The sequence below is a fragment of the Salinivibrio sp. VYel1 genome, assembly GCF_009377945.1.
In the GTDB taxonomy this organism is placed as follows: domain Bacteria; phylum Pseudomonadota; class Gammaproteobacteria; order Enterobacterales; family Vibrionaceae; genus Salinivibrio; species Salinivibrio siamensis.
The window spans coordinates 129,963-150,505 of the sequence record NZ_RSAM01000006.1; the positions used below are offsets into that span (position 1 = coordinate 129,963).

A 20,543-nucleotide genomic window follows, 5' to 3' on the forward strand; every position below is an offset into this window, starting at 1 on the left:
GATTGATTTTTGACCAGCTTTTGGTCAGAGGGTGAAAGAAACTAGCCGCAACACTTTTTAAACTTACGTCCGCTGCCACACGGGCAGGGATCGTTGCGCCCCGCTTTGACATGGCCGGGAAACACACCATCGATATATCGCCACTGACGCTGTCCATCGATCGTCTCTTTGACAAAACGAGAGCGCTCATGCAGAGATTGGGGCTGGCCGTGCGCGATAAAGTGGGCTTTAAAGGTGACAAAGCCAAGTTCACCTTGTTGCAACACCTCGCTATCTACGACCTCGAGCGACTGCCACTGGTGCTGGGTCATGTTGGTGATGTCATCACGAAACGATTCGGCGCCGCATTCACTGTGGTAGGTCTCAACAATAAAATCCACCAAGCCTTTGGGGTGTGCGCTGTAACGTGCACGCATCAATTGCTCCGGATGGATAGCATTGGCGGGGTTCTGATGAATGGGCGCGCAGCAATCTTGATAGGGTTTATGGCTGCAACAAGGGCATAAATCAGTTTGCATAACTATCTCTTAACCAGTCGCTGAACGGTTTAAAAATGGGTAAAGTCGCGGGTTTGCAAGTCACAATCTTGTTCATTGCACACCAACACAGAGCCGTGTTGATACCAATCGCCTAGCACAATACGTCGGTACTCGGTGCCGTGTTGGTGCCACTGGTGGATATGAGGGCGATGGGTGTGGCCGTGAATCATATGGCGTACATTGGCGTTATCCAACTGGCGCTGCACCTCTTGCGGCGTGACATCCATGATGGAGGTTGACTTTTGTTGGTTGGCATTGGCACTGCCCGCGCGCATTTTGGCCGCAATCTTGCGGCGCCACGTCAGTGGTAGGCTCAGAAATAGTCGCTGCAACCAGCGCTGGTGGACTTTGCGTCGAAATGCCTGATAATCAACATCCTCGAGGCACAAGGTATCTCCGTGCAGGATCAGGGTGGGGGTGCCATATAAATCGATGCACTCAAGCTCGCTTAACAGCGTTACGCCGGTTTCTCTAGCAAAGCGTTGGCCAATTAAAAAATCACGATTGCCATGAATAAAGTACACTGGCACGCCTTGCTCAGTCACCGCGGAAAACGCCGCTTTAATCTGTCGATGAAACGGGCTGTTGTCGTCATCACCAATCCAAACCTCGAATAAATCCCCCAGAACATACAGGGCGTCGGCATTTATCGCCTCTTGCTTCATAAATCGTTCGAAGCAGTCAGTGATATCTTGCCGCGTCGGGCTTAAGTGTAAATCAGCAATGAAGAGGGTATGAGACATGCGTTGGTTTTATCATTAATAGAAAGCGGGTCGCGACGAAAAAGAAAGGGTAGCCTTGGCTACCCTTGCTCGATAGTGTCACTTCAGTCTTCAATAGTCACGCTATTGATCAACACTTCTTCGACCGGGACGTCCTGGTGAACATAACCCCAGTTACCGGTGGCAACACCTTTGATCTTGTTGACCACATCCATGCCGTCAACCACTTCTGCGAATACACAGTAGCCCCAGCCATCTGGCGTTTTAGCTTTGTGATCGAGGAACAGGTTGTCATTGACGTTGATAAAGAATTGCGAGCTTGCTGAGTGCGGCTCCATGGTGCGAGCCATCGACAAGCGCCCCGTCAAGTTGCTGAGGCCGTTATCAGCTTCGTTTTTAATTGGCGCACGGGTTGCTTTTTCTTCCATGCCAGAGGCCATGCCACCGCCTTGGACCATAAAGCCGTCAATCACGCGGTGGAACAGGGTTCCGTCGTAAAAGCCGTCACGGCAGTATTGTAAAAAGTTCTCGACCGTAGCCGGTGCTTCGTCTGCAAACATGCGAAGTTTGATGTCACCGAACGTGGTATGAAGAGTCACCATGATGTAATCCTGTCATTGGCTTGGCTAAAAAGGATCACAGATTTTAGCCGAAAGTACTCGCTGATCAAGCAAAGATCCCCTGGATGTGGAATTAATCATCATTCCTGAGTCGTCCTTATCTCAGGCGAGCCGGGAAAAAGCGATTAAGACACGGGCTCAACATGTGCGAGTAATTTTTTAAGCAACACGGCGAGTTCGGCTTGCTCATCGGCGGTGAGACCCGCCAAGAGTTGGTGTAAATTGTTGGTATGATCCGTCACCGCTTTATCGATTAATCCCATACCCGCGTCTGTCAGTGAGACATAGACGCCACGGCGATCGTTGGGATCAGGGCTGCGAGACACTAAGCCTTTTTGCTCGAGGCGATCGATACGGTTGGTCATTGCGCCCGAGGTGAGCATCAAGGCATCGAGCAGCTGGTTGGGTGTTAATGTATAGGGCGAGCCTGCACGACGTAGGGAGGCCAACACATCAAACTCCCCAGGGTTGAGGTTATATTGGCCAAATACTTGTTGCAGTTTGGGATTGATATTGCCCAAAACCCGCGCGAGACGGCCCGTGATCGCCATCGGGCTGGGGTCGATATCTGGGCGCTCGTCGTGCCATTGGCGTAAGATGAGGTCAACTTTGTCCTCTTGTAGAGCGGAAGGGGTTGCGTTATCAGTCATGATTCTGCCACATCGGTTAGTCTCAATAAGATCGGTGAGTGCCAATCAGTCAATGGGCCAGTTTGCCCAATAAATACTTATCGATAAAGATTCTTTATTGAAAAATAAATGAATAGACTTAAAAAGCTCAAGCGATAATCTCGGTTTTAGTAGTAACTTGTGAGCCCAGTCTTAATGTTTCACAGGCCTTGGCCGGCGTGAGAGGCTTGCGTCATGCCAGTAGAAAAGGTGTAATAGCTGCTTCACCTTACTCATTGTCACTATTGTAACGAGTCATCAAATTATTATGTCGACGCAAACCCCCCCGTTAAAGATCTACAACTCACTGACGCGAGATAAAGCTGTCTTTCAACCCATCACGCCGGGAAAAATTGGCATGTATGTGTGTGGGGTGACGATTTACGATCTCTGTCATATTGGTCACGGGCGTACTTTTGTTTCGTTTGACATGATTGCGCGCTACTTGCGCTACTTGGGCTTTGATTTGACCTTTGTCCGTAATATCACGGATATCGATGACAAAATCATTAAGCGTGCGGCGGAAAATGGCGAGAGCTGTGACGCATTGACCGAGCGATTGATCGGTGAAATGTACCAAGACTTTGATGCTTTAAACATGGCACGCCCAGATATCGAGCCACGTGCGACTGACTACATCGACGAAATCATCACACTGGTAGAAAAGCTGATTGAGCGCGGCTTCGCCTATGTCGCAGATAATGGCGACGTGATGTTTGAAGTGGCCAAATTTGATGATTACGGCAAGCTGTCAAAGCAGGACCTCGATCAGCTGCAAGCGGGTGCCCGTGTGGATGTTGAAACAGCCAAGCGCAGTCCTCTCGACTTTGTGGTGTGGAAAATGTCCAAACCTGGCGAGCCGACATGGGAATCCCCGTGGGGGCCAGGTCGCCCTGGCTGGCACATTGAGTGCTCGGCAATGAACTCTGCGATCTTGGGCGAACATTTTGATATTCATGGTGGCGGCTCTGATTTGCAGTTCCCGCACCATGAGAACGAAATTGCCCAGTCTTGCTGCGCCCATGACACCCCATATGTCAATACCTGGATGCACAGCGGCATGGTGATGGTTGATCGTGAAAAGATGTCCAAGTCCTTGGGGAACTTTTTCACCATCCGTGATGTATTGGCACATTATGATGCCGAAACCGTGCGTTATTTCTTGCTGTCCGGTCACTATCGCAGCCAGTTGAACTACAGCGATGAAAACCTCAATCAAGCCCGTTCAGCACTTGAGCGTCTGTACACCTCGCTTCGCGGTTTAGACACACAGGCCGTACCTGCCGGTGGCGATGAATACGTGGCACGCTTTGAAGCGGCGATGAACGATGACTTCAATACCCCAGAGGCCTATTCGGTGCTATTCGATATGGCTCGAGAGATTAATCGACTGCGCGGCGATGATCAGGCGGCGGCATCCGCGCTGGGCGCGCAAATGCGCAAGTTAGCGTCGATTCTTGGTTTGCTCGAGCAAGATGCCGATAGCTTCTTGCAAGGCGATGCAGGGGCTGATGATGAAGTGGCTGAAATCGAGGCGCTCATTCAAAAACGGAACGATGCCCGTAAAGCCAAAGACTTTGCCAGCGCCGATGCCGCGCGTGATGCGCTCACCGCGATGGGTGTTGTGCTGGAAGACGGCCCGCAAGGCACCACTTGGCGCCGTAAGTAAGCGACTGTTATTTGCCATTGAGCCACTAAAAACGGAGCCGACTAGCTCCGTTTTTTGTTATCGGTATCTCGTGCTTTTACTCGCAGCGACTGCCGTACCAATCAACGTGAAGCCAGTGTTACAGCCCAGGTGTAACCACGCGCTTATCGGCTTCTGGCAGCTCACTGCCACAATGCTTACAAAATGAGGCGTCGGACTCATGGCCGCTTTTTGAGCAGTTAGGGCATTTTACCAAGTTGCGATGTAGTGACATCTGCTGACCGATTTCGGCGGTGATAATCCCGGTAGGCACGGCAATAATCGAATAGCCCATCAACATGGTGAAAGACGCGAGTGCCTTGCCAATATCGGTTTGCGGCACAATATCGCCATAGCCGACGGTGGTGAGGGTGACGATCGCCCAATAGATGGCATAGGGAATACTGGTAAAGCCATTCTCTGGCCCTTCAATCACGTACATGAGTGCGCCGAAGACGGTGACTAGGATCGCCACGGAGAAGAAGAAAATCATCACCTTGCGCGATGACAGCATCATCGAGCGTAACAAGATGTTGGAGTCTTCCAAAAAGCGCATCAGCCTCAAAACACGGAAAATACGCAATACCCGCAATAGGCGTACCACCATCAGGTAAGTCGTCCCTGGGACAAAAATCGCGATATAGGTGGGCAAAATTGCGAGTAAATCCACCACGCCGTAAAAGCTTCGCGCATAAGCAGACGGGCGCGGAGAGCAATAAAGGCGCAGTAAATACTCGATGGTAAAGATGCCGGTAAAGCCCCATTCAATCCAATAGAGCCATTGCGACCATTGAGCGTGAAAGCTAGCAATGGATTCCAGCATCAACACCACCATCGAGGCCAAGATCATCACAATTAGCACCAAATCAAATGCTTTCCCGTGCTTCGTCTCGGTGCCAAAGATGGTGGTGTAGAGATAATGTTGAAGACGGCTTTGTGACTTATTCATTCGCTTACCTTGCTATAAACCTTCCATGATTGAGCCGCAAAAAACCGGCACGGCAACTGCCTGCGTGCCGGTTTGCTAGTACTACGCGCTGCGCGGGATGACCGCGCGTTTAGTTAAGGCCAGGAAACAAAGCGCGCATGCCAGAGGCGATAAACTCGATGCCTAATGAACCCAGAATAAGACCCATGATCCGCGTAATAACGTTGATACCCGTTTGGCCTAAAAATTTCACTACTGCAGGGCCGACTTTAAATAATCCCCAGATTCCTGCAGAGAACAGCACTAGGGTGGTGATTAATGTAATCGTACTCCAGGTATCTGGGTATTGAGAGCCATACACAATGGTTGAGCTGATCGCACCTGGCCCGGCGAGCAGCGGCATTGCCAGCGGCACGACGCCCACTTGTTCACGACTAATGGTTTCGGATTGCTCCTGCTTGTTTTGCTTACCCTCACCCAACTTACCGTTCATCATGGTAAAAGCGATACTGAGCAGCAACATGCCACCGGCCACCCGGAATGAGTCGAGGGAAATACTAAACAAATCCAGCAACATCTGACCGGCAAGCAGAGAAACAATCAATATGATCGCCACCGCGATGGCTGCGGTGTATGCCGTGCGGTTTCGTTCTTGTTTATCAAGATGTACGGTGAGGGTGACAAAAACGGGCATGATACCGATAGGGTTAACGGCGGCAAAAAGCCCGACAAAAAACTGCACAAAAATCATGGTGTCGAAAGCGGCCATGGTGACTCTCGTAATGCTGTGAGGAAGTCCAGTTTCTCTCGGGTTTAATCAATGGCGCCAGTATAGCGATATCAGTTTAAAAACCAACCACTCAGCCATGTATTTTCTGCATGCAATGGTTGCACGTTTTGAACCAACTTAAGATGGCTCACTCAAACGATTTGTCGTCATGCAACTTTCGCACGGCAAACTATACTGAGGGTCGGTGTCGTGGATATAAACAACCGTCTTCAGGCGTTTTGTTGAAATTTACATACAGTATCGACATATAGACTTGTCTTGCCATGTAAAAAACATGTTACTGTGATGAAAATTTTAGACACATACATTCTGTGCTACAAAAATATTAAACCCAGTAACTGTGGGGGTTAAGCGTAAAGTTTATTGCGGTTGATTTGATAACAACTGATCGAGATCAAGTTACTCATGCTGTGAAAACTTATACTCAGTTTTGAAAGTTATTTACTAAATGCCACGCACCGAATGGCAACACTAACCAAAGATAAACATGGCTTAGTAAGCAAAGACGCGGCGTTAAGCAATTACTAAATGATTTTCAAATATGAACCAGGAGACGACTATGCCTGTCACTAATATTGCTGAACTCAACGCGATGGTTGAGCGTGTCAAAAAGGCACAACAAGAATTTGCGACCTATTCACAGGAGCAAGTAGATAAGATCTTCCGTGCCGCATCTCTGGCTGCAAACAACGCGCGTATCCCACTGGCGAAACAAGCGGTTGAAGAGTCAGGCATGGGTATCCTCGAAGACAAGGTTATCAAAAACCACTTCGCCTCTGAGTTCATCTACAATAAATACAAAGACGACAAAACCTGCGGGATTCTCGAAGAGAATGACGAATTCGGCACCATGACTATCGCCGAGCCCGTTGGCCTTATCTGCGGTATCGTGCCAACCACTAACCCAACCTCTACTGCGATCTTCAAATCACTGATCTCACTGAAAACGCGTAACGGCATCATCTTCTCGCCACACCCACGTGCGAAAAACTCGACCAATGATGCCGCGAAACTGGTTCTCGATGCAGCAGTGGCTGCGGGCGCACCGAAAGACATCATCGGCTGGATTGACCAACCTTCAGTCGAGCTTTCTAACGCACTGATGAAGCACGACGACATTAACCTGATTCTGGCGACCGGTGGCCCAGGCATGGTGAAAGCGGCATACTCATCAGGTAAACCTGCGATTGGTGTGGGTGCGGGTAACGTGCCTGTAGTTATCGACGAAACCGCGGACATTAAACGTGCTGTCGCGTCTGTACTGATGTCAAAAACCTTCGATAACGGCGTGGTGTGTGCGTCAGAGCAAGCGGTTATCGTGATGGACGAAGTGTACGATGAAGTGAAAGAACGCTTTGCGTCGCACAAAGGCCATGTATTGAGCAAAGCAGACGCCGATAAAGTGCGTAAGGTACTACTTATCAACGGTAACCTTAACGCTGATATCGTGGGCCAACCTGCCACTAAGATTGCAGACATGGCCGGTGTAAGCGTGCCATCAGACACTAAAATCTTGATTGGTGAAGGGCTGGAAATCAGCATCGAAGAAGAGTTTGCTCACGAGAAACTCTCGCCAACCTTGGGTATGTTCCGTGCCAAGAGCTTTGAGCACGCGGTCGATATGGCGTGCAAAATGGTAGAAATGGGCGGTATCGGCCACACCTCTGGCCTATATACTAACCAAGACGTGAACCAAGACCGCATCAAATACTTTGGTGACCGCCTGAAAACGGCTCGTATCCTAGTCAATATTCCAACCACGCACGGTGGTATCGGTGACTTGTACAACTTTAACGTTGCACCATCACTGACATTGGGCTGTGGCTCATGGGGTGGTAACTCAATTTCTGAGAACGTTGGGCCTAAACACCTGATGAACAAGAAAACCGTAGCGAAGCGAGCTGAGAATATGCTGTGGCACAAACTACCAAAATCTATCTACTTCCGTCGCGGCAGCTTGCCAATCGCACTGAGTGACCTAGAAGACAAGAAACGCGCGATGATCGTGACTGACCGCTTCCTGTTTAACAACGGTTATTCAGAGCAAATCGAGTCAATGCTTAAAGCGCAAGGCATGGACGTGAGTACTTTCTTCGAAGTAGAAGCGGATCCAACCTTAAGCGTGGTGCGCAAAGGTGCGGAAGCAATGAAGAGCTTCCAGCCAGACGTGATTATTGCCCTAGGTGGTGGTTCACCGATGGACGCGGCGAAAATCATGTGGGTTATGTATGAGCACCCACAGACAGCCTTTGAAGAGCTAGCGATGCGCTTTATGGATATCCGTAAACGTATCTACAAATTCCCGAAAATGGGTAAAAAAGCCGAGCTGGTTTGTGTGACAACCACATCAGGCACCGGTTCAGAAGTGACTCCGTTTGCGGTAGTAACGGACGATGAAACTGGGGCGAAATACCCACTGGCCGACTACGAGCTGACACCACAAATGGCGATTGTTGATGCCAACCTGGTGATGAACATGCCGAAGTCACTGACAGCCTTTGGTGGTTACGATGCGATTACCCACGCACTGGAAGCCTATGTGTCTATCCTTTCTAACGAATATTCAGAAGGGCAAGCACTGCAAGCGCTGAAATTGCTGAAAGACTATCTGCCAGCGAGCTATGCGCACGGCGCAAACGACCCAATTGCACGTGAGAAAGTGCACAATGGTGCCACCATTGCCGGTGTCGCATTTGCTAACGCCTTCTTGGGTGTGTGTCACTCAATGGCGCACAAAATCGGTGCTGAGTTCCACTTGCCACACGGTTTGGCGAACGCGCTGCTGATTTCCAACGTGGTACGTTTCAACGCCAATGACAACCCAACCAAGCAAACGGCATTCTCGCAGTACGACCGTCCACAAGCACGTCGTCGTTATGCAGAAATCGCTGACCACCTTGGCCTGGCACAAGACGGCGACCGTACCGCACAGAAAATCGAGCGCCTGCTAGCATGGCTTGAAGAAATGAAGCTGAAACTGGATATCCCAGTCTCAATTCAGGCAGCCGGTGTACCAGAAGCGGACTTTATGGCCAAACTGGATGAGCTTGCGGAAGAAGCGTTTGATGACCAATGTACAGGCGCTAACCCACGCTACCCACTCATCAAAGAGCTGAAAGAAGTGTTGGTTGCGTCTTACTACGGTAAGCCTTACATGGAAGGTGAAACCTTCGAAGGCACCACGGTTATCAAGAAAAAAGATGACCAGCCAGCCGCCGCGCCGACTAAAGCCGCGAAAGCAGCGAAAAAAGACGAAAAAGCAGACGCCTAATTTAACCTAGGTCACCGCTTAACGACAAAGACCCGCTCCGGCGGGTCTTTTTGATTTTATCCACGTGATTGCTTAACCTTATGATGAGACGTGTTGATGTAAGGATGAAGGCATGCCAAGAACAACCCGTGTGACGATTGGATCAGAATTCGATGACTTTGTTAGCCAGCTGATTGCATCTGGTCGCTATGGCACGACTGATGAAGTTGTCGATTCCGCATTACGATTATTAGAAAGGCAAGAGCAGCAGACCTCTGCCCTTAAAGTTGCTATTGAGGAAGGTGAAAAGAGTGGCGAGTGTGGCTTATCGCTTCACGATATCGCTGCAAGCGTAAAGCAAAAACATAATGTATAAACTTTCCAATCGTGCTGCGAAAGACTTTGAGAAAATCTTTGAATATACCTTGTTAAACTTTGGTGTCGAACAAGCAGACGATTACACGAATGCTCTTCATCAAACATTGCTTACGATAGCGGATCAGCCTTTAATGGGACATGAATGTCTAAAAATTGCATATGGACTTCGGTGTCACGATCATGCCAAACATGCCATTTATTATCGTCCTCAATCAGACGGCATATATATTATTCGTATTCTTCATCATCAAATGGACCCTCTGTTGCATTTCAGTCGATAGATGCGAGAACATGCCTCGTATATCGATAAATTAATCCCTTGTTACTCGTTCCCACGCTCCTGCGTGGGAACGCATACAAAACTCGAACCCTGAACAGAAGTCGTGACAAAACCATCTATCCGCACTTCCTACGCCTGATTTATACATCGATGGTACCATTGGCGACGATGACACAAGCCCCGGCACGATGATGGATAGGTACACATTGCCAACGGGCGCCAGTTGCACTGCGCCAGTCACGATCGGGGTTAATCGTTGGCCCCGGAGTCGGAGGCGCGCAGGGCACATCAATGCACGAGGTATACATCGTAATGGCGCTTTTCCGGCCTACGCGATATTCGGGATCTTGAATACGGAGCGCTTCGCTGACGGAATACGGAAAGGACTGCTGCATACTGGCATCGGGAGTTTTGCTCTTTCTGTACTCTGTATTCCGTCGTCGGTATTCGGGAATGGGAATACGGAGCGCTTCGCTTACGGAATACAGAGAGACCTGCGCCTTACTCGCATCGGGGCGTTTGCTCTTTCGGTACTCTGTATTCAGTCATCTGTGTTCCTAGGCCCTAGGATTCTAGGACCTAGATCTTTCTATCCACTTGCCTCTAACAACCGGCCGGTAAAAGAATCGTTGGAGACGATGTACTCGGCATTGCGGATAAACTCATCATCGACACCGCGACTCGGCTGGCTTCGGTGACGCGGGACAATACCGCCGACACGAATTTTCAGCGCGGAAAGCTCTTTGGCCCACCGCTGGGTCAAACCGCCAATCATGGCGTTGGCAACCGTATCGGGCGTGAGATGAGTGCCCGCGACATTAATGATCACACCTGGCCGGCCGCGTTGCTGCATGCATTCTGCTGCACGTTGGACGACCAAAAAGTATTGTGATGTGGTATCACTGAGTGTTTTGGGTGTGTCCCATTGATTATCACTGTCGAAAAGCTTAGGCAGGATATCCCCTTGCCAATGATTAATGAGCACATCAATGCCACCAAAAAGCCGAGTAACTTGGCTGAACGCATCGTGAATAGATTCAGGCTCATGGTCAGCTAAACAAATAGGCTGAACGCGCCCCGGATAGTTGCGGCATTGATCGGCACTTAAGCGCAGCGCTGGCCACTCGGTATCGAGCAGCACCACGTTGGCGCCAAGCGAGCAAAAATGCTCAGCCATGGCGCGTCCAGACGGTGAACCACCTGCGGTAATGACGACCACTGCGCTATCGATCTTCATGAGAGTTTCCTCATAATTATCAGTCTATTAAAACAACATGATGCATTTATTTACCCAAGCAAGTCACGAGAAAGTGACAGCTTACTCACACCTTATTCAGGCATGGGAATGTAATACTGGACCATAAATACGAGGACTGCGAAAAAAAGACTAAAAACGTCAGGTGGAATGGCAAAAAGAATATCGGGAATCTATAGAGGATCACAGTTTGATAAAGGATCAATAAATGTCATCAAGATCGACTTGCGATCTGACGCATTATGCGCTCACACGCATTTTATCAAAGCAATGTGAGGTGGTGAGCTTTTCATACAAAGTGGCGGGGTTATACGCAGGGCGCTTGGGCTCGGTATCGGTCAAATGACGGCGCTCGTGGCCAGATAAATTATGATAGACCGCTTCGTCAAAACCGTGTGTACCTTGAGGGGGATAATGCATGGCCGCGGGGGCAAGCTGAAAGCGCAGGTTGGCGCTGGCAATGCCGCCTCGATGAAAGGCATCGGCTTGCGCACTGGCGCGTTGATAGTCTTCTTCATTACTGGCGGCAAGAGGTTGTGGGTCGGGCAGTTGGAACTGCTGACGGAGCACATGATCATTGCTGACGGGCGCATCAATCGGCGTCAGCGGGGTCGACTCGTTGGCATCACCAGACAATAGCGCCATCATCAGGGCAAAGTCGGAACGACGCCCTTGTACCACCGCATGGTTTAGGTTGTCCCCAAACTGAACGTCGCTAATCAGCTGCGCTTTGTCGATGGTATGGATAGTCACTGTGGTTACCCTAGTTATGACGTGGTCGATACGGTAATAACTAGGCTATCGGCAGCAGACGAGAAACTTTAACGCTTTTCTTTGGTTTGGCTTAAATATCTTTGGCTGGTGACCATGTCTCCTATAAGGTCGAGTGAGCGCTGTACCAACTCATCCTGCCTCCGCAAGCCTGGGTTGCAAGGGCTGCGTGCTCTGACCCGCAAAATGCTGCATCGAAAACGCCACCCGGTCTTCCGGTAAAGGCGGGTAGCGACAAGGTGGCAGCGATTCGATTAGGGCAAGACGCGGAAGCAGGCCACATCCATTGGCAATTTGAATGGCGAGGCCTGGGCGAGCATTGAGCTCCAGTACCATTGGACCTTTATCTTTATCCAGCACCATATCGGTGCCCATATAACCCAAATCTGTCATTTCCCATGCGCTGGCGGCGAGGGTAAGAAGCTGCTGCCACTGAGGCACTTTAAGGGTATAGAGATCTTGATGGGTATCTGGATGATGCGTAATAGGGCGATTAAACTGGACTGCTTTTAGTGCTTTACCTGTCGCAATATCTAACCCGACGCCGACGGCACCTTGGTGTAAGTTAGCTTTGCCATCAGACGCCGAGGTCGATAGACGCATCATTGCCATCACTGGGTAGCCTTGAAAAACAATCACGCGGATATCGGGCACACCCTCATAGCTAAATCCTTGAAAGCTATCATCAAACGCAATTAAGTTTTCGACCACGGCGACATCGGCTTTGCCTCCCAGCGAGAAAAGGCCTGCCAAGGTATTGGTGATATGGCGCTCCACATCATTATGGCTGACCGCTTTCCCCGAGGCTTTGGTATAGACACCTTGGTGGTTTTTTGTCACCACTAAGATGCCTTTTCCGCCAGAGCCCTGTGCAGGCTTAATCACAAAGCCGGGCCAATTGGCGACCATGGCGTGGATGCGTTTGACATCCGCTTGGCTGTCAATCACCCCAATCAGTTCAGGCACCGTGGCCCCCGCTTGTTGGGCGATGAGTTTGGTTTGTAGCTTGTCATCAACCAATGGATACAAACGCCGATCATTGTAACGTCCAATATAGCGAATGTTGCGCTGGTTCATGCCCATGATCCCCGCTTGGTTAAGCCGAAACGGAGAGGCTAGCTTATCGAGGAGTTTGCGCATCATCGCCTCCTGTGGTGGTAGCTAACCCAAGTGGCTTATTACTCGGTTCCGCTAAAGGGCGGAAGCGCTTGAGTTCAGACAAGCGATAGCCCGTGTAATTACCCAGTAGCAAGATAAGTGCAAGGATAACCAGCTGCAGGCCAATAAAGTTAAAGGTGAGATGGCGAATCAAATCATTGGTCATCGCTAAATATACCAGTACGGCAGTGAGCAGTGAGCCGCCACCTTGAATCACCACTTCCTTCGCTCCTTCTTCTTCCCACAAAATCGACATTCGCTCGATGGTCCACGACAAAATGATCATCGGGAAGAAGGTAATGGTGAGTCCCTCCATTAAGCCAATGTGGAAAGCAATCACGCTAAAGACGGAAATAATCAGGATCACGGTAATAATCACGGCCGATATTCGTGCTACCAAGAGTAAATTGAGCCGCGATAAGTAGCTTCTGATCACCAGCCCCGTGCCCACAATCAACACAAAGCCCACGATACCGGTGATGAGCTGGGTTTGGACAAAGGCGACGGCAATGAGCACTGGCATAAAAGTACCAGAGGTTTTGAGTCCCACAATCACCCGCAAGAACACCACAATGAGCGCACCGATTGGGATCAGCATGATGGTTTTGAACATTGCCTGCTCTTCAATGGGCAAACTATGGATGGAGAAGTTGAGCAAATCGTCGGCCGACACCTTGGCCGAGGTGGCCTGCTGCGGACTGATGTCTTGCGAAATGATGGAGAAATGCACCTGGCTGTGCTCACCGCCCATAACTTCTAGCAGCGGCCCGCCATGCTGGTTCCATAACAGCGTGTTATCGTGATGGCCATTTTGGCCGCTGACTAAATCAAACAAGTGCCAGCGACTGTCTTGCCACACTTGCAACATGGGGGAAATACTTTGGCGGCGCCGGCCATCCTCAAGCTCTAAACCGCCCACTACGCGCGCATGAATGCCTTCAAGGGCCAAGGTTTTGCGTAGGGCGTCGGGTTTATCCAGTGTGTTGAGCAGCAGCGCCGCGTTTTGACTATCAGGACTATTAAGCTGCTTGATCAGCTCGCGGGTCAAAGTAATGTTATCGGCAGAGCGAGCACGAGCACGGTCAAGCAAAGCGAGTGCGGCGTTTTTAGCCGCATTATCCATGACAGGCGTCGCCACCGCGTCATCCTCTGGTGGGGTCATAGTGTAGCGCGCACTGTCATCGACCAGCATCTGGTTTTTAAAATAAAGGGTTTGCTCACCACTGGCGTGACGTGCCGACCATTGTGCTTGGCGGCCATGCTCTGTATCGAGCAAGGAAAACCCGTACCCGGCCGATGAAGTGCTTTCATCAATCAGGGTCAGACCGGGTTGGCTATCAGGTGCGGCCAAGCTGACTTTGACCGGCCCGTTGGTGGCATCAAAATTGATTCTGGCCTCGATTTGCCACACTTGGCGCGTTTCATCTGCCAGCCATGGCACGCCATAAACAAGATGGCGGTAGGCACTGAGTGCGATGCCAGCGACGACCAAAAAGCCAATCAAAAAATAAAAAGGAACCCGTGAAACCATATCGATTACCTACTTGTTGGGGGTGTCGTCATCGCCTGGCTCCGTTGGCGTGTCCGGCTGATATTGCGGATGAATATGAACTTGGCTGACATCAACCACCGCCAAGTCTTTAAAAAATTCGCGGCCAAGCAGCACTGGGTATTCCATGTTGGTGCGATCGGCGAGGGTGAATTCGGTTTTCTCATGGATGTTACCGACACGAATCCAGGCTTCGACCACCGGGCGGCGCTCGGTGCTATCGCTCGACGACTGACGGATACGCACCCAACGTTTCACTGGCATTTCCATAAATACCGGCTGGTCATTGTTTTCACTATGATTGACGTTGAACTTGACCCAGGTATCGCCGTCACGCTCAAATTCTTGGATATCCACAGCATTCAATGAAGATGTTTCGGCACCGGTATCCACACGGGATTGGAAGGTGTTTTCGACCGCGTCAAACCAGACAAATTCGCGTCCACCGAGAATAACCTTGCCGTCGTTAACCGGCACCCGCACCACCTTTTCTTTCACTTTGACGTCAGCGGTGTCGGTCGCCACATTGGCGTAAAGCTTGGCTTGGGTACGCTGAATCACGGTCAGTTGGCTTTCGAGCGCACTCACTTTGTCGGCCAACTGATTTAACGCTGTGCCATGTTGAGCGAATGTCTCGGTGATGGTTTGTTGTTGCTGCTGGTGTTGGGCAGCCAGGTTATCAAATTTACTGAGCGTTTCCTGGTGTTGGTGCTGCGAAGTTAATGTGCAGCCGGACACCGTAAGTAAAAGCGCACTGATCAGTGAGCAACGAAATAGCATCTAAATCTCCACAGCGTAAGAAGGGTTGCGGCTAGCCATGTCACAGGCAGTAAAGCGCTGATCGCGACGGCGAGAGCAAATTCTAAAGGATGCGACAAAGATGGGTAGGGGGATTCTGTCAAATGTTAGTCAGAATTGACTAAACGCTGATTTAATCGACGGTAATAAAGCAAAGTCGTTAGCAAACAAGCACTCAGGCGGTGAAATAAAACACAGCCGTCAATACATGCGTCGCGATTGCGAGCGTGGTGTCAGCGTCAGGTGTGAGGTCGGTAAGCGGCGTTCACCGCCATGTTCACCCTTATCACCGCCTAGTGAGGCGGCGAGTAAGGGCGGTGGTATGGGGGAGCGGTGTCCGGGCTGTTGTTTAATCCGGGTTGCGAGCCACTAAGATCGCGCGTTTGGGGGCTGGATACCCTTCGATGGTTTGCGCCGGATCATCTGGGTTGAGGTACTCAGGCAGCGAGTTATGAGTCATCCACTCGGTACTGCGCTGCTCATCCGTGGTGGTGACGCACTCGTCGACAATACGCACATCGACAAATCCGACTTTCTCCAGCCACACTTTTAACGCGCGGGCAGACGGGAAAAAGTAGACGTTACGCATTTGTGCATAACGACCGGCAGGCACCAATACCGCGTTTTCATCGCCATCGATAACCAAGGTTTCCAGCACCAGCTCGCCATCTTTACGCAATTGATCTTTGAGTTGCATCAGATGATCGAGAGGGGAGCGGCGGTGATACAACACACCCATACTGAACACGGTGTCGAACGCGCGTAGCGCAGGCAGTTTTTCAATCCCTAAAGGCAGCAGGTGCGCACGCTGATCGTTACCCATCAAGCGACGAATGGCGTCGAATTGCATCAAAAAGAGCTCGGAGGGGTCGATGCCCACTGTCAATGCGGCCTCTTCGCCCAACATGCGCCACATGTGGTAGCCATTGCCGCAACCGACATCAAGCACATACCGCCCTTTTAGCGGCGAGATATGCGGGAGTACGCGATCCCATTTCCAATCTGAGCGCCACTCGGTATCAATATCAATGCCGTGTACCTGGTACGGGCCTTTACGCCAAGGGTGCAAGGTGCGCAATAAGTTTTCTAATTTTTTGCGCTCGCCATTAGGTAAGCTACTGTCATCACCAATACGCACTGCGTCTTTCAGCTCAACCGTCTCGGGCGCGGTGGTTGGGATCTTGTTGAGCACTTTTATCCACTTGGGCATATCGCCATGCGGCTGGTTTTGCCACTCGGCTAATTGTGCTGGCAACACCTCGAGCCAATGGCTTAGACGGTTTTTGGCGATCAGCTGATAAAAATCGGAAAAATCAAACATCAGATTACTCGTACTGTCAGGCTCGTCTTACTTAATCGCGAGCATCGAACCAAAGTTAAAACACTGGAACCACATGGCGACGCTGCTAAAGCCAATGGCATGGAGCCGCGCTTGGTGGGTGGCAATACTGTCCGGGCGCATCACATTCTCCAGTGCACTGCGCTTTTGGCTGATCTCAAGCTCGCTATAGCCATTGGCACGCTTGAAATCGTGGTGTAAATCGATCAGCAATTCATTGGCGGTTTCGTCTTCAAAGCGGTACTTTTCGGACAGAATCAGGATCCCACCTGGCTTCAAGCCTTGATAAATGCGAGTGAGTAGGGCTTGGCGATCGTCAGGGCTTAAAAATTGTAGGGTAAAATTGAGCACCACCATCGAGGCATTGGTTATCTCGACATCGCGAATATCGGCTTCGCGAACCTCAACATCGGCGGCGCCGCGATACGCATTAACATGCAAGCGACAACGCTCAACCATGGCTTGTGAGTTATCCACCGCGATGATTTTGCAGCTGTCATGAGGAATGTGGCGACGCATCGATAAAGTGGCAGCACCCAGCGAACAGCCAAGATCGTAAATATGACTATCAGGCGCAGCAAAACGCTTGGCCAGCATGCCGATGGCCGAAATAATATTGCTGTAACCCGGTACCGAGCGCTGGATCATATCCGGGAACACCTCAGCGACATTTTCATCGAAGGTGAAATCGCCCATTTTTTCGATAGGCGCTGCGAAAATTTTATCCTGATTAGCCATGTAAGCCCCTACAAATCAGCCAAGCTGGCAGGCTTTCGTGCGTTTTGCACCCAAAGCTTGCCACAAAAGCGGCGTATTGTAGTGAATTTTTCTGCGTCTGTCTGCACGGTGAGAACGCGTGCTAGCGGCGAGATTAAAACAACGCGCCCTGTTGACTTTGTGCGGCGCGCGTGACGGAAGCCAATGGCGATGATAAATCAAGACGTTGATATAACTGGGCGGCCAACGCAGGGGCCTGATCGTTATCTGAGGTATGAATCATTAAATAGGGCGTTTTGCCCGCGGCTATCCATTGAGATAAGCGTGAGATCCAAGGGTCAAAAAACGCGGTGTTTTCGGGCAAATCAGGATGGCCAATAAAACGCACCATGGGCGCTGCGCTGGTGGCGATGGCATGCACGGGCACCCGGGGCTTTTTCTTTTGCGCATCAATAATGGCAGGGGTGTCGGGGTTAGCCGCAAATACCGGGCGACTGTCCATGATTACACGGTTGGCGTTATGATCGATCAACAGTCGGTTGAGCGCTTTTTCTGCGTCGCCTTTGGCAAAAAAGGCCGGGTGACGCACCTCTATCCCAAGGGAAAACTCGCGGGGTAGCGATTCAAGAAATGTCGCTAAGCTTGCTAACCCCTCTGGGCCAAAACGCGCTGGCAGCTGAATCGTCCACTGGCCAATATGGTCATGGAGCGGGGCCATCAGCTTAATAAAGTCGGCGGTTAAGTCTTGCGCATGACGCAGCTGGCATTGATGGGTAATGGTTTTCGGCAGCTTAAAGGTAAATTGAAAATCGTCTGGAATGGCGGCCGCCCAATTATTCACCGTTTGCGGCGAGGGGGAGGCGTAAAAGGTCGTGTTGCCCTCGACGGTATTAAACACCTCGGCATAACGGGCTAAGCGCTCGCCCGACTTGGTGCCTGGCGGATAAAAGTGATGCTGCCAACTGGGATGAGACCATTGCGTCAGCCCCAACCGCAGGGGTGGAGAGGGGAGTTGGTGTAATAAGGAGGTCATGCCCGTGCTGATGCGTTGCGAACCAATAAAGTAATAGCCTAAAAGGATTTGGATAAAAAAACTACCGGTTTTAAGTACGATCGCTTTACCAAGAGCGGGGCTTTTCCTTTATAATGGCAGGTCTTTGACAGTAACGGCACTCATGGGGGCGTACCGTCAGGTACGACAGACGCTGTTACCCGAATTCCCCTCAGTATTTGGCAGGCTTGTGCCCCAGGGGGCAAGCGGAATCATCAGAACAGATCAGGAATAATCTATGCGCACCCAATATTGTGGTCACCTGAATAAAGCCCACGTCGGGCAAGAAGTAAGTCTTTGTGGTTGGGTTAACCGCCGCCGTGATTTGGGCGGCTTGATTTTTATCGACATGCGCGACCGTGAAGGTCTGGTGCAAGTTGTGATTGACCCTGATATGGGTGATGTTTACGAGCAAGCAAACAAATTGCGTAACGAATTTTGCCTGACCATCCGTGGTGAAGTGCGTGCGCGTCCAGAGAGCCAGATCAACAGTGATATGGCCACAGGCGAAGTCGAAGTGGTGGCGAAAGGGTTGGAGATCATCAACCGAAGTGCGCCGATGCCGATTGACTTTAACCAGTTTATTTCCGAAGAGCAGCGCCTGAAGTATCGCTACCTTGACTTGCGCCGCCCTGAAATGAGCGATCGAATTAAACTGCGTGCTAAAGCCACCAGCTTTGTCCGTCGTTTTCTCGATGACAATGACTTTTTAGACATCGAAACCCCGGTACTCACCAAGGCGACCCCAGAAGGCGCGCGTGACTACTTGGTGCCAAGCCGTGTCCACAAAGGTAATTTTTATGCGTTGCCGCAATCACCACAGCTGTTCAAACAGTTGCTGATGATGTCCGGGTTTGATCGCTATTACCAAATCGTGAAGTGCTTCCGTGATGAAGACTTGCGCGCCGATCGCCAGCCAGAATTTACCCAGATTGATATCGAAACCTCATTCATGAGCGCCGACCAAGTGCGCGAGGTGACCGAGCAATTGATCCGCGAAATGTGGCAATCGCTGCTCAATGTGGACTTGGGCGCGTTCCCCACCATGAAGTATGAAGAAGCGATGCGCCGTTTTGGCTCCGACAAGCCAGATTTGCGTAACCCGCTCGAAATCGTCGATGTAGCAGACATCGTCAAAGATGTTGAATTTAAAGTGTTCTCTGGCCCGGCAAACGATGAAAAAGGCCGCGTGGCTGTGATTCGTGTACCAGGCGGTGCCAGCTTGTCGCGCAAGCAGATTGATGAATACACCAACTTTGTTGGCATTTACGGCGCCAAAGGCTTGGCGTGGATGAAAGTCAACGACCGCGACGCCGGTTTTGATGGCATTCAATCGCCGGTGGCCAAGTTCCTCAATGCCGAAGTGGTAGAAAGCATTCTGTCACGCACTGAGGCGCAAACCGGTGACATTATCCTTTTCGGTGCCGACAAGAAATCAGTGGTCACTGAAGCGCTGGGCGCGTTGCGTGTGAAGCTAGGCCTAGATCTGGAGCTGACCGACACCCAAGCGTGGGCACCATTGTGGGTGATTGACTTCCCAATGTTTGAGGAAGACGACGAGGGTAACTTGCATGCGATGCATCACCCGTTCACTGCGCCGACCGACGTGACACCTGAAGAGCTGGTGGCAAACCCAGCGGTGGCGAACTCCAACGCCTACGACATGGTGATTAATGGCTATGAAGTGGGTGGTGGCTCGGTCCGTATCCATAACCCAGAAATGCAAGCCGCGGTGTTTGAGACGCTGGGCATTGATGAGCAAGAGCAGCGCAAGAAATTTGGCTTCTTGCTGGATGCGTTGCAATACGGCACCCCACCACACGCGGGTCTGGCGTTTGGTATGGATCGCCTGGTGATGTTGCTATCCGGCACCGAAAACATTCGCGACGTGATTGCCTTCCCGAAAACCACTGCAGCGGCCTGCTTGATGACTGATGCGCCAAGCCTGGCCAATGACGCGGCGCTTGAAGAGCTGGCTCTCAGCATTACCGCGGCGGCAGAGCAAAACGAACACAGCGAATAAATTCGCCTGATGACGGGCAA

19 protein-coding genes and 1 pseudogene are annotated in these 20,543 nt (G+C 50.9%); 5 read left to right on the top strand and 15 right to left on the bottom strand.

Annotated elements, in window-relative coordinates:
* Positions 1–41: 41 nt before the first annotated feature.
* The 4 genes from EHW58_RS07600 to EHW58_RS07615 all read right to left on the bottom strand — a co-directional run bounded on the left by EHW58_RS07600 (position 42) and on the right by EHW58_RS07615 (position 2,531).
* Positions 42–518: a YchJ family protein gene (locus EHW58_RS07600; protein ID WP_152795734.1), complete on the bottom strand. Its 477-nt coding sequence runs from the start codon at positions 516–518 to the stop codon at positions 42–44.
* Positions 519–547: 29 nt separating this feature from the next.
* A complete protein-coding gene (gene lpxH, locus EHW58_RS07605; protein WP_152795737.1) occupies positions 548–1,282 on the bottom strand; it encodes a UDP-2,3-diacylglucosamine diphosphatase in 735 nt (244 codons plus the stop codon).
* Between the two features lie 83 nt (positions 1,283–1,365).
* On the bottom strand, positions 1,366–1,863 hold the full coding sequence (locus EHW58_RS07610; RefSeq protein WP_077578097.1) for a peptidylprolyl isomerase: 498 nt from the start codon (positions 1,861–1,863) through the stop codon (positions 1,366–1,368).
* 143 nt (positions 1,864–2,006) lie between these two features.
* Complete coding sequence (locus EHW58_RS07615; protein ID WP_077578098.1) at positions 2,007–2,531, bottom strand: MarR family winged helix-turn-helix transcriptional regulator; 525 nt, start codon at positions 2,529–2,531, stop codon at positions 2,007–2,009.
* A gap of 286 nt (positions 2,532–2,817) precedes the next feature.
* On the opposite strand from EHW58_RS07615, the gene cysS reads away from it, so the two are divergent.
* Complete coding sequence (cysS, locus tag EHW58_RS07620; RefSeq protein ID WP_152795739.1) at positions 2,818–4,218, top strand: cysteine--tRNA ligase; 1,401 nt, start codon at positions 2,818–2,820, stop codon at positions 4,216–4,218.
* Positions 4,219–4,336: 118 nt separating this feature from the next.
* Here cysS and EHW58_RS07625 read toward each other — a convergent pair whose 3' ends face one another.
* Positions 4,337–5,185 carry an ion transporter gene (locus EHW58_RS07625; protein WP_046075348.1) on the bottom strand — a complete coding sequence of 283 codons (849 nt, stop codon included), beginning with the start codon at positions 5,183–5,185 and terminating at the stop codon, positions 4,337–4,339.
* Positions 5,186–5,294: 109 nt separating this feature from the next.
* Positions 5,295–5,933 carry a YchE family NAAT transporter gene (locus EHW58_RS07630; RefSeq protein WP_046075349.1) on the bottom strand — a complete coding sequence of 213 codons (639 nt, stop codon included), beginning with the start codon at positions 5,931–5,933 and terminating at the stop codon, positions 5,295–5,297.
* A gap of 562 nt (positions 5,934–6,495) precedes the next feature.
* Here EHW58_RS07630 and adhE point away from each other — a divergent pair.
* The 3 genes from adhE to EHW58_RS07645 all read left to right on the top strand — a co-directional run bounded on the left by adhE (position 6,496) and on the right by EHW58_RS07645 (position 9,863).
* Complete coding sequence (gene adhE, locus EHW58_RS07635) at positions 6,496–9,225, top strand: bifunctional acetaldehyde-CoA/alcohol dehydrogenase (protein WP_255424393.1); 2,730 nt, start codon at positions 6,496–6,498, stop codon at positions 9,223–9,225.
* Positions 9,226–9,337: 112 nt separating this feature from the next.
* Positions 9,338–9,580 carry a type II toxin-antitoxin system ParD family antitoxin gene (locus EHW58_RS07640; protein WP_152795743.1) on the top strand — a complete coding sequence of 81 codons (243 nt, stop codon included), beginning with the start codon at positions 9,338–9,340 and terminating at the stop codon, positions 9,578–9,580.
* A complete protein-coding gene (locus tag EHW58_RS07645; protein WP_152795745.1) occupies positions 9,573–9,863 on the top strand; it encodes a type II toxin-antitoxin system RelE/ParE family toxin in 291 nt (96 codons plus the stop codon). The genes EHW58_RS07640 and EHW58_RS07645 overlap by 8 nt, the downstream gene beginning before the upstream one ends.
* A gap of 139 nt (positions 9,864–10,002) precedes the next feature.
* Here the strand turns inward: EHW58_RS07645 and EHW58_RS07650 are convergent, their stop codons facing one another.
* The 9 genes and pseudogenes from EHW58_RS07650 to EHW58_RS07690 form a co-directional block, all read right to left on the bottom strand.
* The gene (locus tag EHW58_RS07650) at positions 10,003–10,257 is read right to left on the bottom strand and encodes a hypothetical protein (RefSeq protein WP_152795747.1); all 255 of its coding nucleotides are present in this window, start codon (positions 10,255–10,257) and stop codon (positions 10,003–10,005) included.
* Positions 10,258–10,451: 194 nt separating this feature from the next.
* Positions 10,452–11,099: an SDR family NAD(P)-dependent oxidoreductase gene (locus tag EHW58_RS07655; RefSeq protein WP_152795749.1), complete on the bottom strand. Its 648-nt coding sequence runs from the start codon at positions 11,097–11,099 to the stop codon at positions 10,452–10,454.
* 258 nt (positions 11,100–11,357) lie between these two features.
* Entirely contained in the window at positions 11,358–11,870 is a 513-nt protein-coding gene (locus tag EHW58_RS07660; RefSeq protein WP_172970018.1) for a VC2046/SO_2500 family protein, read from the bottom strand.
* A 150-nt stretch (positions 11,871–12,020) separates the two neighbouring features.
* On the bottom strand, positions 12,021–13,028 hold the full coding sequence (locus EHW58_RS07665) for an alpha-L-glutamate ligase-like protein (protein WP_152795825.1): 1,008 nt from the start codon (positions 13,026–13,028) through the stop codon (positions 12,021–12,023).
* Between the two features lie 46 nt (positions 13,029–13,074).
* Positions 13,075–14,577 (bottom strand): annotated as a pseudogene (locus tag EHW58_RS07670) (inactive transglutaminase family protein); the annotation flags it as partial.
* Between the two features lie 9 nt (positions 14,578–14,586).
* Positions 14,587–15,375: an ATP-dependent zinc protease gene (locus tag EHW58_RS07675; RefSeq protein ID WP_152795753.1), complete on the bottom strand. Its 789-nt coding sequence runs from the start codon at positions 15,373–15,375 to the stop codon at positions 14,587–14,589.
* A gap of 367 nt (positions 15,376–15,742) precedes the next feature.
* The gene (cmoB, locus tag EHW58_RS07680; protein ID WP_077605452.1) at positions 15,743–16,714 is read right to left on the bottom strand and encodes a tRNA 5-methoxyuridine(34)/uridine 5-oxyacetic acid(34) synthase CmoB; all 972 of its coding nucleotides are present in this window, start codon (positions 16,712–16,714) and stop codon (positions 15,743–15,745) included.
* Between the two features lie 27 nt (positions 16,715–16,741).
* Positions 16,742–17,470 carry a carboxy-S-adenosyl-L-methionine synthase CmoA gene (gene cmoA / locus EHW58_RS07685; RefSeq protein ID WP_077578106.1) on the bottom strand — a complete coding sequence of 243 codons (729 nt, stop codon included), beginning with the start codon at positions 17,468–17,470 and terminating at the stop codon, positions 16,742–16,744.
* Positions 17,471–17,603: 133 nt separating this feature from the next.
* A complete protein-coding gene (locus EHW58_RS07690; protein ID WP_152795755.1) occupies positions 17,604–18,482 on the bottom strand; it encodes a DUF72 domain-containing protein in 879 nt (292 codons plus the stop codon).
* 256 nt (positions 18,483–18,738) lie between these two features.
* Between EHW58_RS07690 and aspS the strand changes: the two genes are divergently transcribed.
* Positions 18,739–20,523 carry an aspartate--tRNA ligase gene (gene aspS, locus EHW58_RS07695; RefSeq protein WP_152795757.1) on the top strand — a complete coding sequence of 595 codons (1,785 nt, stop codon included), beginning with the start codon at positions 18,739–18,741 and terminating at the stop codon, positions 20,521–20,523.
* Positions 20,524–20,543 lie beyond the last annotated feature (20 nt).